This window comes from Massilia eurypsychrophila (genome assembly GCF_002760655.1).
Lineage (GTDB): Bacteria > Pseudomonadota > Gammaproteobacteria > Burkholderiales > Burkholderiaceae_D > JAFCUW01.
In genome coordinates this window covers 575101-598558 of the sequence record NZ_PDOC01000001.1, presented here as the reverse complement: position 1 = coordinate 598558, position 23458 = coordinate 575101, and the positions used below count along the sequence as shown (strand labels likewise).

Annotated in this window: 22 protein-coding genes; 12 read left to right on the top strand and 10 right to left on the bottom strand. The window is 64.7% G+C overall.

From position 1 onward, the window contains the following. Positions 1-509, bottom strand: a 509-nt coding sequence (locus CR105_RS29330) for a tetratricopeptide repeat protein (protein ID WP_370660662.1), incomplete at its 3' end; no start/stop codon positions are given. A gap of 431 nt (positions 510-940) precedes the next feature. Between CR105_RS29330 and CR105_RS02775 the strand changes: the two genes are divergently transcribed. The 11 genes from CR105_RS02775 to CR105_RS02725 all read left to right on the top strand — a co-directional run bounded on the left by CR105_RS02775 (position 941) and on the right by CR105_RS02725 (position 11339). Further along, positions 941-2005 (top strand): porin, encoded by a 1065-nt coding sequence (locus tag CR105_RS02775; RefSeq protein WP_099786878.1) that lies wholly within the window; start codon positions 941-943, stop codon positions 2003-2005. 239 nt (positions 2006-2244) lie between these two features. Then, positions 2245-3585 carry a porin gene (locus CR105_RS02770; protein ID WP_099786877.1) on the top strand — a complete coding sequence of 447 codons (1341 nt, stop codon included), beginning with the start codon at positions 2245-2247 and terminating at the stop codon, positions 3583-3585. Between the two features lie 129 nt (positions 3586-3714). Continuing rightward, on the top strand, positions 3715-4377 hold the full coding sequence (locus CR105_RS02765) for a DUF484 family protein (RefSeq protein WP_099786876.1): 663 nt from the start codon (positions 3715-3717) through the stop codon (positions 4375-4377). 1 nt (position 4378) lies between these two features. Further along, on the top strand, positions 4379-5326 hold the full coding sequence (locus CR105_RS02760; RefSeq protein ID WP_099786875.1) for a tyrosine recombinase XerC: 948 nt from the start codon (positions 4379-4381) through the stop codon (positions 5324-5326). Between the two features lie 135 nt (positions 5327-5461). Continuing rightward, positions 5462-6523 carry a CobW family GTP-binding protein gene (locus CR105_RS02755; protein WP_099786874.1) on the top strand — a complete coding sequence of 354 codons (1062 nt, stop codon included), beginning with the start codon at positions 5462-5464 and terminating at the stop codon, positions 6521-6523. Positions 6524-6580: 57 nt separating this feature from the next. Next, the gene (gene dksA / locus CR105_RS02750; protein ID WP_229413568.1) at positions 6581-7276 is read left to right on the top strand and encodes an RNA polymerase-binding protein DksA; all 696 of its coding nucleotides are present in this window, start codon (positions 6581-6583) and stop codon (positions 7274-7276) included. A gap of 210 nt (positions 7277-7486) precedes the next feature. Beyond that, positions 7487-8809 carry an STAS domain-containing protein gene (locus tag CR105_RS02745; RefSeq protein ID WP_099786872.1) on the top strand — a complete coding sequence of 441 codons (1323 nt, stop codon included), beginning with the start codon at positions 7487-7489 and terminating at the stop codon, positions 8807-8809. A 74-nt stretch (positions 8810-8883) separates the two neighbouring features. Further along, positions 8884-9420 carry an ATP-dependent protease subunit HslV gene (hslV, locus tag CR105_RS02740; RefSeq protein WP_099786871.1) on the top strand — a complete coding sequence of 179 codons (537 nt, stop codon included), beginning with the start codon at positions 8884-8886 and terminating at the stop codon, positions 9418-9420. Between the two features lie 8 nt (positions 9421-9428). Next, positions 9429-10769, top strand: a complete 1341-nt coding sequence (gene hslU, locus CR105_RS02735; protein ID WP_180288067.1) for an ATP-dependent protease ATPase subunit HslU — start codon at positions 9429-9431, stop codon at positions 10767-10769. Positions 10770-10783: 14 nt separating this feature from the next. Further along, positions 10784-10984, top strand: coding sequence for a hypothetical protein (locus CR105_RS02730; RefSeq protein ID WP_099786870.1), 201 nt, complete (start codon positions 10784-10786; stop codon positions 10982-10984). A gap of 49 nt (positions 10985-11033) precedes the next feature. After that, complete coding sequence (locus CR105_RS02725; protein ID WP_099786869.1) at positions 11034-11339, top strand: DUF6841 family protein; 306 nt, start codon at positions 11034-11036, stop codon at positions 11337-11339. 184 nt (positions 11340-11523) lie between these two features. On the opposite strand, the gene CR105_RS02720 is transcribed toward CR105_RS02725, so the two are convergent. The 8 genes from CR105_RS02720 to CR105_RS02685 all read right to left on the bottom strand — a co-directional run bounded on the left by CR105_RS02720 (position 11524) and on the right by CR105_RS02685 (position 21455). Then, positions 11524-11967: a hypothetical protein gene (locus CR105_RS02720; RefSeq protein ID WP_131021862.1), complete on the bottom strand. Its 444-nt coding sequence runs from the start codon at positions 11965-11967 to the stop codon at positions 11524-11526. 477 nt (positions 11968-12444) lie between these two features. Continuing rightward, on the bottom strand, positions 12445-13320 hold the full coding sequence (locus CR105_RS02715; RefSeq protein ID WP_099786867.1) for a DUF6920 family protein: 876 nt from the start codon (positions 13318-13320) through the stop codon (positions 12445-12447). Between the two features lie 114 nt (positions 13321-13434). After that, a complete protein-coding gene (locus CR105_RS02710) occupies positions 13435-14088 on the bottom strand; it encodes a hypothetical protein (RefSeq protein ID WP_099786866.1) in 654 nt (217 codons plus the stop codon). A 203-nt stretch (positions 14089-14291) separates the two neighbouring features. Beyond that, positions 14292-15182, bottom strand: a complete 891-nt coding sequence (gene murQ / locus CR105_RS02705) for an N-acetylmuramic acid 6-phosphate etherase (protein WP_099786927.1) — start codon at positions 15180-15182, stop codon at positions 14292-14294. 11 nt (positions 15183-15193) lie between these two features. Then, positions 15194-16396, bottom strand: a complete 1203-nt coding sequence (locus CR105_RS02700) for an anhydro-N-acetylmuramic acid kinase (RefSeq protein ID WP_099786865.1) — start codon at positions 16394-16396, stop codon at positions 15194-15196. Beyond that, on the bottom strand, positions 16389-17165 hold the full coding sequence (locus CR105_RS02695; protein WP_099786864.1) for a GntR family transcriptional regulator: 777 nt from the start codon (positions 17163-17165) through the stop codon (positions 16389-16391). The genes CR105_RS02700 and CR105_RS02695 overlap by 8 nt, the downstream gene beginning before the upstream one ends. After that, a complete protein-coding gene (locus CR105_RS02690) occupies positions 17162-18658 on the bottom strand; it encodes a sodium:solute symporter (RefSeq protein WP_099786863.1) in 1497 nt (498 codons plus the stop codon). Before CR105_RS02690 ends, CR105_RS02695 begins: the two co-directional genes overlap by 4 nt. A gap of 73 nt (positions 18659-18731) precedes the next feature. Further along, complete coding sequence (locus CR105_RS02685; RefSeq protein ID WP_099786862.1) at positions 18732-21455, bottom strand: TonB-dependent receptor plug domain-containing protein; 2724 nt, start codon at positions 21453-21455, stop codon at positions 18732-18734. 471 nt (positions 21456-21926) lie between these two features. Here CR105_RS02685 and CR105_RS02680 point away from each other — a divergent pair, with 471 nt between their 5' ends. Further along, positions 21927-22664 carry a helix-turn-helix domain-containing protein gene (locus CR105_RS02680; protein ID WP_099786861.1) on the top strand — a complete coding sequence of 246 codons (738 nt, stop codon included), beginning with the start codon at positions 21927-21929 and terminating at the stop codon, positions 22662-22664. Positions 22665-22935: 271 nt separating this feature from the next. Here CR105_RS02680 and CR105_RS02675 read toward each other — a convergent pair whose 3' ends face one another. Beyond that, positions 22936-23457: a helix-turn-helix transcriptional regulator gene (locus CR105_RS02675; protein ID WP_099786860.1), complete on the bottom strand. Its 522-nt coding sequence runs from the start codon at positions 23455-23457 to the stop codon at positions 22936-22938. Position 23458: the final 1 nt, after the last annotated feature.

Sequence of the window (23458 nt, the reverse complement as noted above, 5' to 3'; positions counted from 1 at the left end):
GTACATGCTACGCAGGACAAGAAAGGATTCACCGTGCCGAACCAACTGACCCGCCGCCTGGCCCTGCTGGACGACGATGCGCACCGCGCGCTGCTCGCCCAGGGCATGCGCGGCATCGAAAGGGAGACGCTGCGCGTCGACCCGCAAGGCCGGCTGGCGCGCCCGGCCGGCCCGGCGGCGGCGGCGTCGGCGCCGGCGCCGTCGCCGAGCACCAGTTGCGCCAGCACCAGGCCGGCGCGCGCCACGCCGGCATCGCTGGCGCGCTGGTACCACTGCGCCAGCGGACGGTCGCTGCGGCGCGCCAGTTCGTACGGGATGTTCTCGCCGATCAGGGCGCACGCTTCGGCGCTGCCCTGCTGGGCGGCGCGCTCGAGCCAGTGCAGCGCCGTCGGCAGGCTCAGCGGCAGGCCGGCGCTGCCGAACAGATACAGCTTGCCCAGCGCCAGCTGGCCGTCGGCCTGGCCGGCGCGCGCGGCGCGGATGATGCTCAGTGCTTCACGGTTCGCCATCGACATGCATTTCACAGTGATTGAAAAGGGGTGCGGCAGGAGCGGTCGACGTGCGCCGACAATATACAACAGCGCTGCGATCGATGCCGTGAACGCCGCCGCTGCGCCGCACAGTCTAAGCGAGGGCCGCGCCGGCGGCGTCCCGATTCCCGTGCTTTCTTGCGTTTGCGCAGACGCGCGGCATGCGCACCGGGGCGGTGCGCAACGTTGCCATTACGCACAGATTTGGGGCCGCGACACTGTTTCCGCGTTTCAAAAATACAACAGCCCAGTTCGATTTATTGGCTTTCAACCAAGGCTAGCCCCCATAATTGACCAATCCGGCAATCTTGAGGCAACAAGCAATTAAGGTTCACCACATCCGAGTGTTCAGCAAATACAAGTCTCAATGCTCAACGGATCATCCCGATTTACTTTTTAAGGACTACTCAATGAAAAAATCACTTTTGGCCGTGGCACTTCTGGGCGCATTCGCCGGCGTTGCACACGCACAATCGGCGGTTCAAATTTACGGTACCGTCGACGCTGGCATGATCAAGCGTACGGACCAGACGCTGGCTATCGGCAAGCGCGCTAACAACACCCTCGGTTTCAAAGGTACGGAAGATCTGGGCAACGGCCTGAAGGCGCTGTTCCAACTGGAAATCCGTTACGAGCCGGACTCGGGCACCATCGAGCAGGGCGGCAACGGCGTTCAGCGTCCGCTGTTCCAGGGCCAGAGCCGCGTCGGCCTGCAAGGTGACTTCGGTATGGTTCGTCTGGGCCGCGGCCTGACCGCCTTCCAGGAAACCAGCACCGGTTTCGAGCCGTTCCATGGCGTGCCTTCGCCAGTTGGCTTCCAGACCGACCTGACCGTCGCTGGCTACACGTCCGATCCACTCGGCCTGGTCGGCAACTCGACCAACCGTTTCTCGAACGCGTTGTTCTACAACTCGCCAGAATTCAGCGGTTTCCAGATCAACACGACGATCGCGACCAAAGAAGCGAACAACAACGCGCCGTTCGTCGGCCGTGGTTCGACTGCCTTCCCACAGTTCCCAGCAAACTGGGAAGCACCAGTGAACCCATTCTCGGTGTCGGGTACCTACAAGAACGGTCCGATCGCCGCGATGCTCGCTTACGAGCGCAACGCCGTCGAGCACAAGCTGATGTCGGCTGCCGCTTCGATGATGGTGTCGCCTTCGCTCAAGCTGATGGGTTCGTACACCCGTCAAGACCGCGCTACCACCGTGCTGGCTAACCCAAAGACCAAAGCATGGGTCCTGGGCGCGAACTACACGATGGGCCCAGGCAAGTTCATGGCCGGTTATGGCCAGAAGACACCAGACGGCGTCGCCAAGACCAAGCAGTTCTCGCTCGGTTACGAGTACAGCCTGTCGAAGCGTACGTACCTGTACGTCGACGCGTCGCGCAAGCAAGCTAACGTCAACCTGGCCACTCCTGGTGTCACCACCAAGATCAACACCTACGACGTCGGTGTCAACCACGCGTTCTGATCGGCCGCGGGCTTCGGCCTGCTGATGTGAACGACACCAAGGGCGAGCATGGGCAACCATCCTCGCCCTTGTTTCATCTTTGACCTGGTGGACATTGTGTCTTTTACGCAACCCGTTCTCGCCTGTATGCGCAGCGTTTCTGTACAAGCAACAAGAACGATGGCATATTGGATGAAGGCGAATTAGTACGTGCGTTCGTTTTTTTACCAGACAAATAAATAAATATTCTTGGAGACCCAATGAAAACAAAATTCCTCGCCGCTGCAATTGCTACCTGTTTCGCCCTGCCCGTCATGGCGCAGTCGAGTGTGACCGTCTACGGTATCGCCGATGCCGGCCTGATGAAGCAAAGCGGACAGACTCTGCGCGTGGTCAGCGGCATCGCTGACGGCTCGCGTATCGGTTTCCGTGGTACCGAGGACATCGGCGGCGGCTACAAGGCCATCTTCAATCTGGAAGCGCGCGTCGAACTCGACACCGGCTCGCAAAAGCCGACGTTGCTGTCGGACGAGCAGGGCCTGTACCTGACGCGCGGCATGGGCGCCGGTTTTTCCACCGTGCTGACCCCGCTGGGCCCTACCGGCGGCGCGCTGTCGGCCGGCCTGCTGCAGCAGATCCGCAGCGGCCTGCAGGTGCGCGGTTCGGCCGCCGTCAATGCGGAAGGCGCCATTTTCGACCGCACCGCGATGGTCGGCCTGATCACCCCGGTCGGCGCGATCCTGCTCGGCCGCATGTACACCCCTGGTTATGAAGTGTTCGCCGCGGCCGACGTGTTCGAGAGCGGCACCGCCGGCACCTGGGGCGGCATCACCGGCGGCACCGCCGGCTTCACCTCGCTCGGCGCCGATATCCGGTCGCAGAAGTCGATCCAGTACCGTATCGTCACCCCAACGGGCATCGGCGCGTCGCTGATGTACGGCGGCAAGCAGTCGGGTTACCTCGGCCGCTACAACAAATTTTACGGCGCCGCTGTCACCTACAAGGCCAACAACCTCGACGTCGGCCTGGCGCACAACCGCGGCTACGACCAGAGCGACCGCAAGAGCCTGACCACCACCACGGTCGGCGGTTCGTACACGATGAACGCGTTCAAGTTCTTCGCCGGCTACCATGACCAGCGCAACCGTAATTCGGTGCTGCTGGCCGATTACACCGCCGCCTACAACGGTTCGATCGGCCCTGGCGTCGCCGCCCAGCTGGCGCCACTCGGCGCGGCAACCGCCACCGCCCTCGGCAATGGCCTGCGTAACGTGTTCCTGTCGAACATCGCGCAGAACAGCCAGGTCGATGCGGCCAGCTACCAGGTCGGCCTGCACTACCGCGTCGGCGCCGGCCGCGTGATGGCGTCGGTTGCACACCAGAACGACCGCACCGTGTCGAACAGCGATGCCAACCTGTACGCGCTCGGCTACGACTACAACCTGTCGAAGCGTACCGACATCTACACCGTCGTCGCGGTGATCAAGAACGACAACGAAGCGCAGTACATCCCTGGCGCGGCTGGTTCGCCAGGCGGCTTTTCCAAGATGCCGGGCTCGACCACCCGCGGCGTCCAGGTCGGCATCCGCCACCGTTTCTGATCGTTTCCCGCTTCACCTGAAAGACGCCTGCGGGCGTCTTTTTTTATGGCTCGCCGGCGGCGCAGACCGGCAATGCCGCCGTGGTCGGTTAGAATTGCAGACAAACCATTCCCCCCTGTAAAGAATTCAATGACCGACACTCTGGACCCCGCCGCCGTCGCCCAATTCCTGGTCGACAATCCGCAGTTTTTTGAACAGAACGCCGCGCTGCTGGGCCGGGTCAAGCTGTCCAGTCCGCTAACCGGCAAGGCCGTGTCGCTGCAAGAACGCCAGATGGAAGTGATGCGCGACAAGTACAAGGCGCTGGAGCTGCAGATGAGCGAGCTGATCCGCCTGGCGCAGGACAACGCCGCCATCGCCAACAAGTTCCACGCCTGGACCCAGTCGCTGCTGCAGGCGCGCCACGGCGCCGACCTGCCGCGCGCGCTGGTCGACGGCCTGTGCGCCCAGTTCGCCGTGCCGCAGGCAACCTTGCGCCTGTGGGACCTGGCGCCGGCCAATGCCGGGCAGTGGTTTGCCCACGGCGTGTCGGACGACGCCCGCCTGTTCGCCGCCAGCCTGCTGGCGCCCTACTGCGGCAGCAACAACGACTTCGAGGCGGTGCGCTGGCTCGACGACGCGGCCGCGGTGCAGTCGACCGTGATCTTGCCGCTGCGCAGCGGCGGCAGCGCCTTCGGCCTGCTGATCCTCGGCTCGCCCGATCCGGCCCGCTTCGGCGCCGACATGGCGACCGACTTCCTGATCCACATCGGCGAGACCGCCAGCGCCGCGCTCGCCGCGCTGCGGGCCTAGCATGGAGGCGCGCGCCGCCCAGCACGAGTGGCTGGCGCGCTACCTGGCCGAGCTGGCCACGCAGCGCCAGCTGTCGCCGCACACCGTGTCGGCCTACCGGCGCGACCTGCTCGAACTGGACACCCTGGCCGGCGCCGCGGCGTGGGAAGCGATCGTCCACGCCGACATCCGCCGCTTCGCCTCGATGCTGCACGCGCGCGGCCAGAGCGCGCGCTCGATCGCGCGCAAGCTGTCGAGCTGGCGCGGCTTCTACGAATGGTTGTCGGGCCAGCTGGCGCTGGCGGCCAACCCGGTCGACGGCGTGCGCGCGCCGCGCCGCGCCAAGAGCCTGCCGAAGGCGCTGTCGGTCGACGACGCGGTGCAGCTGGTGTCAGGCGGCGCGCTGCTACGCGACCATCCCGAGCCGTTTGAATTGTGCAACCGCGCCATGTTCGAGCTGATGTATTCAAGCGGGCTGCGGGTGTCCGAACTGGCCGGCCTGGACGTGGCCTGGAGCAAGCCGGAACCGGGCTGCCCTGCCCCGCTCGGCTGGCTCGACCGCGACGCCGGCGAAGTGCTGGTCACCGGCAAGGGCAACAAGATGCGCCGGGTGCCGGTCGGCAGCCATGCGGCGGCGGCGATCGCGGCCTGGCTGGCGGTGCGCCCGAGCGCGGCCGACGGCGGCAACGCGCTGTTTCTGAGCAAGCGCGCCACGCGGGTGTCGCCGCGCGTGGTGCAGCTGCGACTGGCCCGCCACGCGCAACAGGCCGGCAGCGCCGTCAAGGTCCATCCGCACGTGCTGCGTCACTCGTTTGCCTCGCACGTGCTGCAGTCGTCGGGCGACCTGCGCGCGGTGCAGGAAATGCTGGGGCACGCCAGCATCGCCTCGACCCAGGTCTACACGGCGCTCGATTTCCAGCACCTGGCGGCCGTCTACGACCAGGCCCACCCGCGAGCGAAAGCCAAATAAAGCAAGCTCTTGGGCTTGATGCTTATCAAGCTCGGGCGCGCTAGTTGGAAGCAAATAGGGAAATCCGGCATAATCGCTCGATTCTTTTATGGCCGCACTGCGGCGCTACGCTCACACACACCGACGGACACCCGAATGGCATTGATTCCCAGCACTATCCTGACCGGCTTTCTCGGCGCCGGCAAAACCACGCTGCTCAAGCGCATCCTGCAAGAGGAGCACGGGCTGCGCATTGCCGTCATCGAGAACGAGTTCGGCCAGGAAAACATCGACAACGAGATCTTGCTGCACGACAGCGTCGAGCAGATCGTCGAGATGAACAATGGCTGCATCTGCTGCACCGTGCGCGGCGACCTGATCGTGGCGCTGGCGAGCCTGGCGCAAAAGCGCGACGCCGGCGAAATCGCCTTCGACCGGGTGGTCATCGAAACGACCGGGCTGGCCAATCCGGGCCCGGTGGCGCAGACCTTCTTCGTCGACGAGGAAGTCGGCGCCCACTACCTGCTCGACGCGGTGGTGACGGTGGTCGACGCGCGCCACGCCATGATGCAGCTCGACGAGCACGAGGAAGCCCAGCGCCAGGTCGGCTTTGCCGACAAGATCCTCATCTCGAAGGCCGACCTGGTCGACGCCGGCCAGCTCGCCGCCTTGACCGCGCGCCTGAAGCGGATCAACCCGCGCGCGCCGATCAGCCAGTCCGACTTCGGCCGCGCGCCGCTGTCGGAGGTGCTCGACCTGCGCGGCTTTAACCTCAACGACAAGCTCGACATCGACCCGGCATTTTTGACGGCCGACGAAGCGCACGAACATCACCACGCGCATGACGACGATGGCGAGCACGAGCACGTTCACACCGAGGCGTGCGATCACAGCAATGATCACCACCATGCCCACCACAGCGACGACATCGCCGCCTTCGTGTTCAAGAGCGATCGACCGTTCGACCCGGCCCGGCTCGACGAGTTCCTCGCCAGCCTGGTCAACGTGTTTGGCCCGCGCATGTTGCGCTACAAGGGCGTGCTGCTGATGGACGGCGCCGACCGCAAGGTGGTATTTCAGGGCGTGCACCAGATCATGGGCAGCGACCTCGGCGCAAAATGGGGCGAATCGGAAGAACGTGGCAGCAAAATGGTCTTTATTGGCAAAAATTTACCACAGGACGTCTTTATCCGAGGTTTGGAGCAATGTTTGGTATAAACTATCCCGGCTTTACGATCGCACGCCGGCGCACGGGCGGCGCCTGCTGGACCACGAATGGCAACGCGCCGTTGCGGCGAGAGGAACATCGGGATGGCCGTCAAGGAAAGCGTGAAGGATAGTGTCAAGGATGGCGTAACGAGGCCGGCCGCGAAAGCGGGCGCAGGCAACAAAAAGGTGGCAGCGCAGCAGGCCGCCAAGGTAGTGAACTTAGCTGAAAGGTCCGGCGCAGAACCGGATGAAACGGCCGAGTTAGCTGATAAAATGAAAACCTCTGTCGTATCGAAGGTAAGTGAAGTCATGACTAAAACAACTAAATCCTCCCCCGCCGCGACCACAGAAATCCGTCTCCTGTCCGAAGATGAAATCCGGGCGATGAACGAGAAGGACTATATGAACCCGGCGCAGCTGGCGTTTTTCAAGGCGCGCTTGCAGCAGCTTGAAAAAGACCTGCTCAAGAACGCCGGCGAAACCACCGAACACCTGCGCGAAACGGTGCTCGTGCCCGATCCGGCCGACCGCGCCACCATCGAGGAAGAGCACGCGCTGGAATTGCGCACGCGCGACCGCGAGCGCAAGCTGCTGAAAAAAGTGCAGCAGTCGATCGCCGCGATCGACGGCGGCGACTACGGCTGGTGCGAAGAAACGGGCGAGCCGATCGGCATTCCGCGCCTGATCGCCCGTCCGACCGCGACCTTGTCGCTGGAAGCGCAGCAACGCCGCGAACTGAAGCAGAAGCTGTACGGCGACTGAGCCGCGCAGGCGTCGGGCTGAACCAGAAAAGCATGCGCCGTTGTCGCATGCTTTTTTGCTTTGGCGAAGCTGCCGTGCGCGCCAATAGCTTGCCCATGGGATACACTATGGCGACACCGCGGCGCGCTTGACGCCGCCGGCCCGCCGCCGTGCCCCCGCTGGCGGCCGGTGGCGACGCCACAGCGGCAATTTGGCTACACAGGAACCGACGTGGGAATTTTCTCCTTCTTCAGGAAGAAAGATGGGCAGGCCGACAGCGCCGGGCCGGACACCCGGCTGCGCAGCGGCGAGCCATCGCGCCTGTCCCTCGACAATGAAGCCGAGCGCGCGCGCCAGCGCGAGATCGCCCGCGCCACCACCGCCAAGATCGACGCCATCGAGTCGGCGATGGCGTTCGACATCTTCAACGAGCCCGAGCCGGCCTGGGGCAGCCAGACGCGCCGGCCGGTGCGCACCGAAGCGCAGATCGCCGCCGACACAAGCACCGACACCTTGCCGCTGTTGGAACTGGCCACCACCGAGCTGCTGGCCGACGAACTCGTGGCCGATGCCGCCGCCCCCGGCACCGAGCCGGTGATCGAGGAAATCGCCATCATGTACGCCAACGCCCAGCCGGAAGTGGCCGAGCAGATGCTGCTGGCCAGCCTGGCCGAGGCCGGCCGCGACGAGCGCGCCGTGTGGTGGATGCTGTTCGACCTGTACCAGGCCGGCGGCCAGCAAGACGCATTCGACGACATTGCGATCGACTACGCCAGCCGCTTCGAAACATCGCCGCCGACCTGGCAGCCGCTGCCGCTGGCCGGCGCCGAACATGCGCTCGCCGGCGTCACGCCGACCGAGTCGTTCGGCCCGGTGCTCGACGCGGCGATCACCCCGCAATTGGCGCGGCTGCTCGAGCTGGCCACCAGCAGCCCGGCCACGCGGCTCGAATTTGGCCGCGTGCGGGAAGTGACGCCGGAAGGCTGTGCGCGACTGCTGGCTGCGCTGGTGCTGCTGCGCGGCGGCGGGCGCGAGCTGATCGTCGCCGGCGCCACCGAACTGGCCGAGACGGTGCGCGCCACGATTGCCATCGGCCAGCGCGACGCCAGCGAGGCGCCGTGGCTGCTGCTGCTCGAACTGCTGCAGCTGATGAACCGCGAAAAAGACTTCGAAGAGGCGGCGATGGATTACTGCGTCACCTACGAGCTGTCGCCGCCCTCGTTCGAGGCGCCGGCGAATGTGGCCAACGCGGCCGGCGCGCAGGCGCAGTCGCGCTCCGACCGTTTCCTGCTGCCGGCGCTGATCGACGGCGCCAGCGCGCCGCTGTTTGACGCCATCGACGCTTACGCGGCGCAATTCCAGCCGGTGGTGCTCGATTGCTCGCGCCTGGCGCGGGTCGACTACGCCGCCGCCGCCGCGCTGCACAAGCGCTTGCGCGCGCTGGCCGCCGCCGACAAGACGATCGAACTGCGCGACGTGAACCATTTGGTGGCCGCGCTGTTCAAACTGATGGGATTCCAGGAAGTGGCGCGTCTGTTTCCGCACAAGTACTGACCGTCCGGGCCGGCGTCTTGCAATTTGGCCCAGCACCCCCAATGTTTGGTAGTTGGACCACTACGAGGCAGACAATGGAACAATTTCACGGCACCACCATCTTGTGCGTGCGGCGCGGCAAGCAAGTTGCGCTGGGCGGCGACGGCCAGGTTACGCTGGGCAACATCGTCATGAAGGGCACTGCCCGCAAGGTGCGCAAGTTGTACCAGGGCAAGGTGCTGTGCGGCTTTGCCGGCGGCACCGCCGACGCCTTCACACTGCTCGACCGCTTCGAAGGCAAGCTGGAAAAACACCAGGGCAATCTGCTGCGCGCCTCGGTCGAACTGGCCAAGGACTGGCGCACCGACCGCGTGCTGCGCCGCCTCGAGGCGATGCTGCTGGTGGCCGACCACGAATCGACCCTGGTCATCACCGGCAATGGCGACGTGCTCGAGCCGGAAGACGGTGTCGGCGCGATCGGTTCCGGCGGCATCTATGCACAGTCCGCGGCCAAGGCGCTGCAGGAAAACACCGACCTGTCGCCGGCCGAGATCGTCAAGAAATCGCTGACCATCGCCGGCCAGCTGTGCATCTATACCAACCTTTCCCACATCATCGAAACGCTGGACTGAGCACACCTATGAACATGACCCCTCTTGAAATCGTTTCCGAACTCGACAAGCACGTGGTTGGCCAGGGCAAGGCCAAGCGCGCGGTTGCCATCGCCTTGCGCAACCGCTGGCGCCGCCAGCAGGTGGCCGAGCCGCTGCGCCACGAGATCACGCCGAAAAACATCCTGATGATCGGCCCCACCGGGGTCGGCAAGACCGAGATCGCGCGCCGCCTGGCGCGCCTGGCGGACGCGCCGTTCATCAAGATCGAAGCGACCAAGTTCACCGAGGTCGGCTACGTCGGGCGCGACGTCGACACCATCATCCGCGACCTGATCGACATCGGCGTCAAGCAGACGCGCGCGAGCGAAATGCGCAAGGTGCGCCAGAGCGCCGAGGACGCCGCCGAAGACCGCATCATCGACATCCTGGTGCCGCCGTCGCGCGACTTCGGCTTCAATGTTGCCGCCGCGCCAAGCGAGGCCAAGGACGGCGACAGCACGCGCCAGACCTTCCGCAAGCGGCTGCGCGAAGGCGCGCTCGACGAGCGCGAGATCGAGATCGAAGTGGCCGAGGCCGGCCCGCAGATGGAAATCATGGCGCCGCCGGGCATGGAAGAAATGACCGAGCAGATCAAGAGCATGTTCTCCGGCATCGGCGGCGCCCGCAAGAAGCCGCGCAAGATGAAGATCAAGGACGCCATCAAGCTGCTGGCCGAGGAAGAGGCAGGCAAGCTGATCAACGAAGACGACATGAAGCAGAAGGCGATTGCCAACGTCGAGCAGAACGGCATCGTCTTTTTGGATGAGATCGACAAGATCGCGTCGCGCTCGGAAGTGGGCGGCGCCGACGTCTCGCGCGCCGGCGTTCAGCGCGACCTGCTGCCGCTGGTCGAAGGCACCACCGTCAACACCAAGTACGGCATGATCCGCACCGACCACATCCTGTTCATCGCGTCCGGCGCGTTTCACCTGGCCAAGCCGTCCGACCTGATTCCCGAGCTGCAGGGGCGCTTTCCGATCCGCGTCGAACTCGAATCGCTGTCGATCGCCGATTTCGAGTGCATCCTCACTTCCACCGACGCCTGCCTGACGACGCAGTACGAAGCGCTGCTGGCGACCGAGGACGTGAAGATCACGTTTACCCCGGACGGCATCACCCGCCTGGCCGAGATCGCGTTTGCGGTCAACGAGCGCACCGAGAACATCGGCGCGCGCCGGCTCTACACGGTGATGGAGAAGCTGCTCGAGGAAGTGTCGTTTACGGCCAGCGAATCGGGCGGCCAGGTGGTGTCGATCGACGCCGGCTACGTCAACGAGCGGCTCGACAAGCTGGCCGAGAACGAGGACCTGTCGCGTTACGTTTTGTAAAGCAGGAGAAGCCGATGGCGAACAAGGCACTGGCGACGCGCCAGAAGATGCAGGTCAAGATCGAACCGTCGCAGCGGTTCGGCAAGCCGCGCAACCCGGTCGCTGTGGCGGCCAAGCTGCGCGCCGCCGGCCCGCACACCAAGGGCGCCACGGCGCAGCGCCAATCCGAAAAGCGCGCGCTGGCCAAGGCCAAGCTGGTGGCCGACGACAACTGAGCGACTGACAACACCTACGCTTGGCAAATCTGGCAAAAGGATAAGAATCATGGATAAGATCCAGCAATTCTTTGCCCGGTATGAGGAGGGGGCGAACACATCCGATGCAGACCTGGTCTGTTCCCTCTACACGCAGGAATTCATGGGAGCCGATCCGGGCGGGGTGGTGTGCGGGCGCAACGACGAAGGTTTTCGGGATGTAATTTCCGCGCGCAAGGCCTTTTTTCAACAGATCGGCTTCAGGAACGCGAAAGTGCTGGACGTCAAGGCGACAGCGCTCGATGACCATTACACGATGGCCAAAGTCCACTGGCATATGTTGTTCGAGAAGGATCCGGGTCAGCCGCTCAATTAAGTTCTACATCACATATTTTCTCTACGACCCAGGAACGGGACCGAAAGCGGTGTTTTGGATATCCCACGAGGATGAGCAGAAAGTCATGCGCGACGCGGGTCTGATCCCCGATGCGCCTGATTGACGGGCCTGTGCTGTGCAGGCGCCATGGCGAGACGTGTTGCCGGGCTCGCCAGGTCCTGAATTATTTGCGCACCCAGCCCGCGTCGGCCGGCGGGCACGTCACTTCGCGCGCCTTGCTGCTGTCGTGCAGGATGCCCGGGATGTAGTTGACGGTGCTGCTGGTGACGCAATAGCTCTTGCCGGCGTAGGTGATGCGCTCGATGACGACGCCGTCGGCCGAGCGGTAGTGGTCGATCGTGCGCGTTTTGGAGCGGTCGTTGAAGGCGCCTTCGGCCGCCTTGTCGAAGCGCTCCGACGCCGATTCGCCGCCGCTGAGGGCCGGCGGCTTTTTCTCCGGCGGCGGCGGTTCGGCGGCGCGGATATCCTTGTCCGCCTCGACGGCGCTGCGCTTGGCCTGTTCGAGGGCGGCGACGCCCTTGGCGGTGATGTTCTCCTGCGCGCCGGCGTGCGCCGCGAGCAAGGTGGCGGCGGCAATAACAGCGATTCGGGCTAGTTGTGTTTTCATGAACCCATCGTATCAGATGAGCTCGTCTCATGCCTGCAAGCGTGTTAACTCCAAAACGGTCAATCCTGCCGCTGGCAGAAATGACTCCTGGCGCACGAGGCTGTTGCGAAAGCCCCCGGCTCGTCATCCTCGCGCACGCGGCGATACCATTCTGGTGATCCGCGTTCCTTGTGCCCCCTTCTTAGCGGCTGCGGCGACTCTTAGAAATGCGTTTCTGCGGGGTCAGTGCCGGCAATCGCACACGACCTCGGCCGCAAAAGGTGCTGCCCGTTTCATGCGGGGTCAGTGCCGGCAATCGCACACGGCCTCGGCCGCAAAAGGTGCTGCCGGTCCTCAGTACAGTTCAGCTCGTGTACGTTTGCCGGCACTGACCCCGGTCGTTGGTCGTTGTCGTTTTCGTACAGTTCAGCTCGTGTACGTTTGCCGGCACTGACCCGGTCGGACCCCGGTCGAAGGCGGCGATCTTCGCCCGTGCCCTCACGGCGCGAACTCGTAGGCGAGCGCCGTGACGGTACCAAGGAAGTAAGGCCTGCGCCCTTGCGGCCGCATCCACCCCACCTCGCCGCTGAAAGGCACCGTCATGCCGTCGCGCACCTGGTAGTTCGACCAGCTCCCTTCCCAGGGCAGCATGACCATTTCCTTGCCCACGCCGGCGCCCCTGGCCTCGGCGCGAAACGAATCGATCAGGCCGGCATCGTTGAACCTGAACAGCAAGGTCAAGGTGAGCGGGCCGTCGACGATTGTGGCGTTTGCCGAACGGTCGCCCTGCGCGTCCCAGCTCACCCCCTGGCTGGGCAGCAGCGCGGTCGGGTACCAGGCCGCTTCGGCGAAAAAGCGCATGAACTCGCCGCGGGCAAGCTCGCCGCCGCCGCTGACGTCGGCCATCGTGAACAAGCCAAGCATGGCGGCGTGCAGGCGTCCCTTGCCGGCGATGTAGCAGTCGACCACGCGCACCGGCAAACCGGGCAGCATTGAAATGCGCGCGTTCCACAAGAAACCCGGACGGCGCGCGACAACGCGCTGGCTCGACGTGAACGGCTTCCACTGTTCGCCGGTTGCCGACAGGTTGAACGTGCCGGTGATGTCGATCGTGGCGGCGGCGATGATCGGCTGGCCATCCGTCAGTACCGCGCGGAAGTAGCGTTGCACCGGCGCCGGCAACCCCGCCAGTTCGGCGGCGTCGTAGCGCGTCGCGCGTGACGGGCCCGACTGCGCGCCGACCCGGGCCGCCTCCAGTTCGCGCGTCAGTGCCGCGGTAGCCGCTGTCCATCTGCTGGCGCCATACGCAGCCAGCCCGGCAGCAAACCCCGCCAGCAGGCATACAGCCAGGCCTATCCACAGCAACCACGTCATTTGAACTCCTTTGCTTACGCGATGAGAAAGGCGTACTGCAATATAGGGGTGCGGCGCTCTGCCAGTCAATGTTCAATTTTCAATACGCCGTCTGGCGCAAGCCGGCAACGCACGCTACTTGCGCGTCCAGCCCGCTTCTGCGGGCGGACAACTGACGCCCTTCGGCTTGCTGCTGTCGCGCAGGATGCCGGGGACGAAGTTGATGGTGCCGCTCATGTAGCAGCTGCTTTTGCCGCCGCGCGTCAGCCGTTCGATGATGACGCCGTCGCCGGACTCGTAGCGGTCCACCGTCAGCGTGTTCGATTTGTCGATATAGGCACTGGCCATGATCCGCTCGAAGCGCGCCTGGCGCGCGTCGGCGCTCAGGGCGACCGGCTTGCCGGCCCGCAGTTGGCGGTCGATTTTTCCGGCGGCGCGCCGGGCGCGCTCTGCCAGGTCGCCGGCAACCGGCGCGGCAGCGAACGCGTCAGGCAGCGGCGCGTCGGGCTCGACTGCGACCGGCACCGGCGCCTGCGGCGCGTCCGGCGCGGGACGCGGCGGTAGCGCCCGCGCCACCGGCGCCTGCGGCCGCGCCGTAGCCCGCACGACCGGTTTCGTGATTTCCTGCTTAACTACGGGTAGTAGCTTGGGAAGGACCAGCATCAGCATGCTGCGCTGCGGGCCGGCGCCGGCCAATTGCGGCACTGCGGGCCGGGCCAGGTAGAAGCATGCCAGCAGCAACACGTGCACGGCGATGGTCAGCGCCAGCGGCAGACTGCGGCGCGGCATTGGCATCGTGTCCTGGAGTCGGGGAAGGTGGGGGCCGCCAGCGGGCGCCCTCAAGGGCACCCGCGATCAGGCCATGACTGAAGTGTCACCGCTCCCCGCCGGAACCGCCACCGCCTTGTGCAAAGCACCGCCTGCCGGCACCTTCAGTACCGCGCGTCGATACCTTGCCGATTATTGAACAACACAATCACGGCGCCGGCCCATCAACTGGCCGTTTCGCCGAGCGCCGCGCGCACGCTGCCGCCTTTGTCCTCGAGCAATTTTGCGGCGACCGATGCGACCAGCCCCGTCTTGATCACCACGATTGCCAGTTTGACGTTGTGCCCGCACGCCTGCAATGTCGATGCCGCCAGCGCGTCGGTGGCGCCGGTTGCGTGCTTCGTCAGCGCGACCGTGCGGGCCACCAGCTTGTTATTGGTGGCGCGCACGTCGACCATCAGGTTGCCGTAGACCTTGTGCATCGACACCATCATCATCGTGGAAAACGTATTGAGGGCAACCTTTTGCGCGGTGCCAGCTTTCAAGCGGGTGCTGCCCGATATCATCTCCGCGCCGGTGTCGAGGGTGATGCCGATATCGGCGCCGGCCGTCAGCGCCGCGCCCGGATTGTTGGCAAACCCCACCGTCAGCGCGCCGGCCCGCCTGGCGGCCAGCAAGGCGCCCATGACGTAGGGCGTGCCGCCCGACGCGGTGATCAGCAGCACGACGTCATGCCCATTCACGCCGTGCCGCTCGAGGTCGGCGATGCCGTCCGCATGACTGTCTTCGGCCCCTTCCACCGCATCGAACACGGCCTTGGTGCCGCCGGCCAGGATGCCCAGCGCACGCTCCTGCGGCCAGGAGAAAGTCGGGTGCAGCTCTGCGCTGTCGAGCACGCCCAGGCGGCCCGACGTGCCCGCGCCGACGTAGATCAGGCGGCCGCCTTGCGCCATCCTGGGCAGCGCGGCGTCGACCGCTTCGGCGATCTTTGCGTGCGCCGCGTACACCGCCTCGACCGCCAGGCGCTGGTCGGCAATCAGGGCTTCGGCCATCGCTACGCTGGAATACAGGTCGAGGTCAGCATGCAGCGGATTCGGGCTTTCAGTGGCAGTCATGTTTTTCATAGCTAGGACGGCAAGGAAATCTTGCCCATCGCGACGGATGGCACGCCGAGGCGCCGGCCGAAGTCGGAATGGCCGCCCGACACGGTTTCGTTGGCCAGTACGGCGAACAGCACCGCTTCCTTGGCGTCGCCCAGAATGCCGAGGTCATCGGTGGGACGGAAGCGGCATGGCAGCAGCTGCCTCAGCGTATCGACCAGCAGCGGGTTGTGCATGCCGCCGCCCGACATGTAGACGTCGAAGGTGTCGATCTGCATGCCGGCCGTTGCCGTCAACACCGCCGCGGCGATGGTGCGCGCGCTGAAATGCGTCAGCGTGGCCAGCACGTCTTCGGGCGACAGGTCCTGCGTGCCGCTGGCGGCCTGCGCCTGCAGCACGTAGTCGACGTTGAATAATTCGGGGCCGGTGGTCTTGGGGAACGGTTCGCGAAAGAAGGCGCTTGCCATCAGCGCGGCGAGCAGCGTGTCGCTGACCGCGCCGCGCAAGGCATGGGCGGCGTCCTTGTCGTAGTCGCTGCCGGGAAAAAAGCGCCGCGTGCAGGCGTCAAGCAGCGTATTGCCCGGCCCGGTGTCGGTGACGAACACCTCGTGCGCGTTCATGCTGGCCGGCAGGTAGGTGAAGTTGGCGATGCCGCCCAGGTTCATCAGGATGCGGTTCTCGCCGACCTTGCCGAGGATATAGAAGTCGCCATACACGGCCAGCGGCGCGCCTTCGCCGCCGGCGGCGATGTGCTTCTGGCGGAAGTCGGAAATGGTGATGATGCCGGTCTTGACGGCGATATGGTCGCCATCGCCGATCTGCAAGGTGGCGTTGCCGTAGCCTTCGCGGCCATGCAGCGATTTCGGCGCGTGCATGACGGTTTGCCCGTGCGAGGCGATCAGGTCGACCTCGGCGGGCGCGACGCCCCACTCGGCCAGGGTGGCCAGGATCATCGACGCGTGCAATTCGCCGAGCCACTCGTTGAGCATCGCCACCAGCGGGAAGTCCACCAGCTGCCGGGCGAAGATCTCGCGGATGCGCGCCTTGACGTCGTCCGTATACGGCACCGTGGCAAAGCGCAGCAGCGACACCGCGGTGCTCTCGCCTTCGCCGCGCACCTGGCAGTAGGCGATGTCGAGGCCGTCGAGCGAGGTGCCCGACATCAGGCCGATGATGTGTCGTTCCGGCTTGCCGGCGATCTGGTACAGCCTGGCGATGTTGTCATTCATTGTCTTCTCCATGAAGTGGAAGGTCGGGTTCGCCGTCGCGAGTCATTTCGGCGACGAAGTCGAAATATTCACTGAGGCAGTACGAGGACGTCAATTCGACCGCCGCGCCGCTTTGCAGAAAGCCGACGCGGCGGATGAAAAACAGCGCCTGGTGCGGCGCCACGCCGAGTTTTTCGGCCACGTCGGCGCTGGCGTTGACGGCCTTGAAATGCTGCAGCGCCCGCACCGGCCGGTTGCCGCCGATCGCCAGGTACTGGTACATCGAACTTTCGATCTCCAGCGGATTGGGAATGTAGCGCGCCGGCACCACGCTCATTTCGTAGCTGACGGCGACGGCGTCGTGCATGCGGATGCGCTCGAGCCTGGCGACCTTCGCTCCTGGCGACAGGCCCAGCGTCATCTGCTCGTCGACGCGCGGCTCGGCCAGGATGCGCGACAGCCAGCGCGAACTGGGCTGGTAGCCGCGCTTGGTCAGGTCTTCCGAAAAGCCGCTCAGGCGCGACAGCGGCATCTGGATCGGCGCGATGTAGTTGCCGGAACCGCGCACGCGGTGAATCATGCCGACGCTGAGCAGATGCTCGAGCGCATTGCGCGCGGTGGCGCGCGACACGGACAAGGTTTCGGCCAGCGTGCGCTCCGACGGCAAGGCCTCGTTGACCTTGTAGTAGCCGGCGCAGACGGCGTCGGACAGGCGCCGCGAAATCTGCAGGTACAGCGGCACCACCTCACTGCGGTCGAGCTGGAACGGAATCGGCGAACGGGTCTTCATCGCGGCAGCCGATCGGGCAACGGAAACGCCGCCGCGCCGTCCTGCCTGGCAAGCGGCCGGTCGCTGATGGCCAGCAGGCCGGCAAGGGTCAGGGCGCCGTTGATGGCCAGCATTTCGAGGCCGATCCGGTAAGCGCCGAACAGGTGCGACTGGAATTCGTCGAGCAGGAAACACAGCACCGGCACCGACAGCACCACCAGCGGCACCTTGCGGTCGGCAATCGAGCGCGACGTGAACATGGCGAAGCAGAACAGGCCGAGCAGCGGGCCGTAGGTGATCGCCGCCAGCCGCAGGATCAGGTTGACGATGCTCTGGCTGTCGATCAGTTTGAGCACCACCAGCAGCAGAAAGATGACGACGGCGAAGATCAGCTGCACCTTGCGGCGGAACGCCAGGCGCATCTGGTCGGTCCAGTCGGTGCGCTGGTCCATCCGGGCAATATCCATGCAGTAGCTCGACGTCAGCGCGGTCAGCGCGCCGTCGGCGCTGGGAAACAGCGCCGAGATCAGGGCGATGACGAACACCAGTTGCATTACCTGCGGCATGTGCTGGAACACGACGGCCGGGAAGATGCGGTCGCCCGCGGCGGTCATGCCGGCGCCTTCGGCAAACAGGCTCAGCAAGCCACCGAGGAACAGGAACACGAACACCACCGCCGTCATCGCCAGCGCCAGGGTGACGACGTTTTTCTGCGAATCGCGCAGCGACTTGACCGAGATATTTTTCTGCATCATCTCCTGGTCCATGCCGGTCATCGCAATCGAGATCAGCATGCCGGCCAGCAGTTGCTTGGGCCAGAAGTAGCTGCTGTCGACATCGTGCGAAAACACCCGCGCCAGGCCCTTCACGTCCATCTGGCGGTAGCTGTCGACGATCGACAGGTCGAGCGCGTTAAGCAGGTAGGCGGCGCCGGCGACCAGGCCGCCGAGCATCAGCGCCGTTTGCAGCAGGTCGGTCCAGATGATGGTTTTCACGCCCGCCTGGTAGGTGTACAGCACGATCAGGCCGATGGTGGCCGCCGAGCTGAACCAGTACGACACGTTCAGGCCGTCGAGTATGAATTCCTGCAAGATGATGATGACCAGGTACAGCCGGGCGCTGGCGCCGATGCAGCGCGACAGCAGGAACAGCCAGGCGCCGCAGGCGCGCGAGGTGGGCCCGAGCCGGATGCCGAGGTAGGCGTAGATCGAGGTCAGGTTGAATTTGTAGAAAACCGGCAGCAGCACAAAAGCGACCACCAGGTAGCCGAGCAGCTGCCCAAGCAGGATCTGGAAGTACATGAAGCCGCTCTGCCCTACCAGGCCGGGCACGCTGACGAAGGTGACGCCGCTCAGCGAAGTGCCGATCATGCCGAAGGCGACGACGACCCAGTTGCTGTTCTTGTTACCGTGAAAAAAGGACTCGCTGGTCGCGTTGCGCGAAGCCAGCCGGGCCACTGTGAAGAGCACGCCGAAATAGGCGAGCACGACGCAAAAAAGGATGGAGGAGGACATGCGGTTCTTTCGGCCGTGGCGCTAAAGAGACTCCGCCGGCGCTGCCGCCGGCGGAGGGTAAGGCATGCGCCGGTCAGCGCTTGTAGGTGACGGTGAAGCCCAGCGAACGGCCCAGCACGTTGTAGGTGTCTGGATAGGTGTTGAAGATGGCGGCGTTGGCCGGCATCGGCGGCTGCTTGTCGAACAGGTTGTCGATGCCGACGTTGACGGTCAGGCCGGCAATCGACGGGCGCAGCGAGAAGTTCAGGTCGAAGTAGTCCTGCGCGCCGATCGACTCGGTGCTGCCGACGGTGCTGTCCTTGACCTTGCCGACGCGCTTCCAGCCCAGCTGCGCCGTGACGGCATCGAAGTCCCATGCCATCGAGGCGCGATGGCGGTAGGCCGGCGCCACCAGCGACACCGCGTCCGACGAACAGCGGAAGCCGTAGCTGCCCTTGCAGTCGATCGGGTCGAGCACCGGGTTCTTCTGGATCGAATACGACTTCACGACCGCCGCCTGGTATTGCCAGCTGAGCTTCTTGCCCGGCAGGCCGAACGGCACGTTGTGCTTGTAGCTGGCGTCGATGTCGAAGCCTTCCTGCTTGATGAAGGCGAGGTTGCGGTCGACCGGGTAAGCGTCCTTGATGCGGCCGGTGGCCGGGTCGCGCGTGACGGCCTGGCACAGCGGGTTGTCGGCGCGCGGATCGGTGATGTAGCAGCTGGTGAGCGCGTCGACCGGCTGCACCTGGCCGACCGCGTCCTTGAGCTTGATGCTGTAGTAGTCGACCGTCAAGGACAGTCCCTTGACGAACGTCGGCGTCAGCACGATGCCCAGGGTGCGGGTATCGCCCTTCTCGGCGCTGATGTCGGGATTGCCGCCGAAGAAGTAGCCGCCGCCGAGCACCGCCGCATCGAGCGAATTGTACGAGCCCGGCGCCGGCGCGCCGAAGCGCTTGCACTGAGCCGCGTCGCCGGTGCCAAGCGCGCATGGATCGCCCTGGTAGCGCGGGCGCAAGCGCGCGGTCGTCACCAGAGAGTTGAACGGGATCGAAAACACCGGGTTGGCGTATTCGCCCATGTTCGGCTCGCGGATCACGCTTTGCTTGGTGGCACGGAAGCGCAGGTCGTCGTTGACGGTCCACGAGGCGCCCACCTTGTCGGTGGTGTAGGCCTTGTCTTCGCCGAGCGACTTGCTGTAGAACGAGCGGCGCACGGCGCCTTCGAGCGACAGGTTCTGGATCAGCGGCTTGTTGGCCAGGATCGGCACCAGCACTTCGCCGTAGATTTCCTTGGCGCGGAACGACGGCGGCGCGGTCGGGCCGCTGACGGCGGCCTGGTTGAACGACAGCGCCAGCGCCCGATTGTAGGCAAAGTCGCCGGTCTCGCGGCGCGCCTCGATGCCGACAGCGAAGCCGACCGGGCCGGCCGGCAGCTTGAACGCGTCGCTGCTGTCGCCCGACACGGTGGCGGCGGTGACGAGCTGCTTGCGGACCCGGTCGCCATAGTCGAAATCCTGCGCGATCGACGACAGGTCGGCGCCAGGGCCGAAGATATTGGTACGGTTCACCAGCGCGGCCGCGCCGGACTTGAGAGCGTCGCCATGCACGACCAGCGACTCGGCCGAGCGGCCCGACTGCACGTAGAAATCCCAGTTGATGTTGCCGGTGACGGCGCCACGCGCGCCCACCTGGGCCTGGTAAGTATCGCGCTCGTTGTCGATGGTGATGACGCCCAGTTCGCCCAGCGAGCGGTCGACCTGCACCCTGGCCACGCCGCCTACGAACGTGAGCTGGTTGCGCACCGCGGCCGGAATCGACGTGTTGCTTTCGTTGACCGCAAAAACGCCCGACAGCAGCGCCGGCGCCTGGCCGGTGGTCGGGGCGCCGACGGTGTTGACGCGCGAATACATCAGGCGGCCGTAGGCTTCGACGGCATCGCTGAGCTCATACGAAAAGAAGGTCGAAGCGTTGACGCGCTTGAGCGGCTGCACCAGCGTGTAGCCCGGCGTGAAGTCGGTCGACTGCTTGGCCGTGGTGAACTGGCCGGCGTCGGTGTACGAGAACGCGCGGCCGCTGGCGACGTCGACGAAATTGCCGCCGGTGCCGGGACGCAGCGTTGGTTTCAGGCCAGCAAACGCGCGCTCGCCGGCCAGCACGCTGTCGCGTTCGGTGACTTCGAGATAGCCGACGATGCTGCCCTTGTCGCCGAGCGCCATGCCGCCTGTCAAGTTGACGCCTTTTTGCGCGCCGCCGTCAGCCGAGCGGCGATAGTTGGCCGACGTCTGCAGCCCTTGAAACTTGTCGTTGATGACGAAATTGACCACGCCGGCAATCGCATCGGCGCCGTACACGGCGGCCGCGCCGCCGGTCAGCACATCGACCCGCTTGAGCAGCGGGGCCGGAATGAAGTTGACGTCGACCGCGTTGCGAAAGCCGAACGGAATTGCCCGCGTGCCGTTGATCAGCACCAAGGTGCGGCTCTGGCCGAGATTGCGCAGGTCCAGCGTCTGCGCGCCGAACCCGTCGCTGCCGGCCGAGGTGCCGTTGACGCCGCCGGCAAGCTGCGGCAGCTTGACCGAGAAGTCTTCGACCGTGATGGCGCGGGTCAGCGCGATGTCGGCGTCGGTGAACTGGCTCACCGGGCTCGTCGAGGTCAATTTGGCCGAGCGGATGCGGGTTCCGGTTACGGCCACTTGCTGCATCTCGCCAGGCACCGCGTCCGCTACCGGCGGCGGCGCCGGCTGCACGGCGTCCTGCTGCGCCTGTGCAATGCCATGCGCCAGCGCTAAAACCGCCAGGTAAATTGTTGTTCTGCTCATACGGGACGCGCTAGCTGTCATGTTGTATTCCTGTGGTGAATGTGGCGCGGCTGCCAGGGCGCCGCAAATGGTCTTGCCGATCGAACGCTTTTGCTGAGAAATCGTGGCCGCCCAGTGGCTGCCGCCTTGTACTGGCATCTGTTTGGTATGCACGATGTCTAATATGGAACATACCGCACTCATGGCTGAGAAGCAATAACTTCAGAGCAGGAAAAGGCGGCCCACGGGTACCGCGGGTGCCGGCGGCAGCGCAGCATAGGACCACTTGGTCGAGGTGGGCCGATCCAGCTCAAAGTGGTATGCCCGTTGTCTTTTCGCTGGCGTGTGGTTAACGCAACGGTTGGCCGATGGCGCCGCGCTCGCACTTGATTGCCTGTTGCCGGGAATGAAGTACCACCTGCTTGTGCGAAGTCCAATATAACGCTACATTAGGTAGCGTATTTCAGTACATTTCAAAAAGAAAGGGAAGACATGAGCTCACCCGAGCTGGTATTGCAGGTGTTGCGCGCCGAATTGCGCGCCGCGTCGATCACCTACAAGGCGCTCGCCGAGCGCATCGGCATGAGCGAATCGAGCGTCAAGCGCATGTTCGGCCAGAAAGACATGGCGCTGTCGCGGCTGGCGCAAATCTGCACCGCCAGCGGCATCGCGATGGAAGACGTGCTGCGCCGCGCCGCCGACGTCCAGCCGCACGCCGACACCCTCACCGCGGTGCAGGAAAAGGCGCTGATCGCCAAGCCGCGCCTGTTGCTGGTGGCGATCTGCTGCCTCGGCCACTGGACGCTCGAGCAGGTCATCGAGACGTACGCCATCAGCGAGCCGGAGTGCATCGGCTTTCTTGCCGAGCTAGACCGCCTCGGCGTCATCGAACTCAAGCCGCTGAACCGCTACAGCCTGCGGGTATCGAACGCGTTCCACTGGCTGGCCGACGGCCCGGTGCAGCAATACGTGCGCGAGCACGTGGTGGGCGACTACTTCGGCGGGCGCTTCGACGGCCCCGGCGAGACCTTGATGTGCCTGCCGGCGCGCTTGTCGCTGCCGAGCGCGCGCGAGCTGCTGCAAAAGATCCAGCAGCTGGCCGCCGAACTGGCGCGCCTGCACCAGAGCGACCGCCGCCTGCCGGCCGACGAGCGCGATGGCTTTACCTTGCTGCTCGGGTTCAGGTCGTGGGAGTTTGCCGCCTTTACCGAGATGCGGCGGCACGGCTGATCACTTCGCTGGCGGCTGCTTCATTCCCGGATCCATCGGCTTATCGCTGCGAGTCGTGTACATGGTTTATGACGTCGCGGGAGATTTGGCTGGCAACGCTAAACTGTTCAACCTCCAACGCTGTTCACGTTTCTTGAACAGACAAATAAATTGAACGCCAGAGTAAGGTTCGCGCAGTTCGAGTCATCTGTCAGGCGTTGAGTACTCTGCTAACGCGCGGCCCCTGTCGGGTACTGCCGCTTCGGGCAGGTCACGTTACGTGAGCATTCGGCTAAGCTGTTACTTCCGATATGTCGCTCGGAATATTTGCGCCGTGCTGGCGAGATTCCTTGGCAAAGTTGATCAGCATCGCTGATCCAGCGACTTCCAGAATCTTTGTATCGAATTCGTAGCAGCCCTTGGCATCGAGCCACGCCAAGATATGGGCCAGATGCCAGATGACCGTACTCCCCGCATGTATGGGACTCGGGAAACTGGCCGAGTTCATCATCAGCTTCCGCATGTTCTGGCGGCTTACGCCGACAATTTCCGCGACATCCGACAGGCCGACCAGATCTGGCGATGCTTCGATCAAAGAAGCGGCCGGGATGGCACGCTTGACGTCGCCGAGCGCGCTCACCATCGCTTCTCTTGCTGAGTTCGCCTCTCGGTCGAACGCCAGCGCGATCCGGCCTGATTGCCCCAGCCCGATCAACGCATCGTTACAGCCTGCCTCACCTAAGCGTTCTACAGTTTCATCCACATCGGCTGCGTCGTCAGGCAATCGATATGTCAGAGTGAACGAGTATTCCATG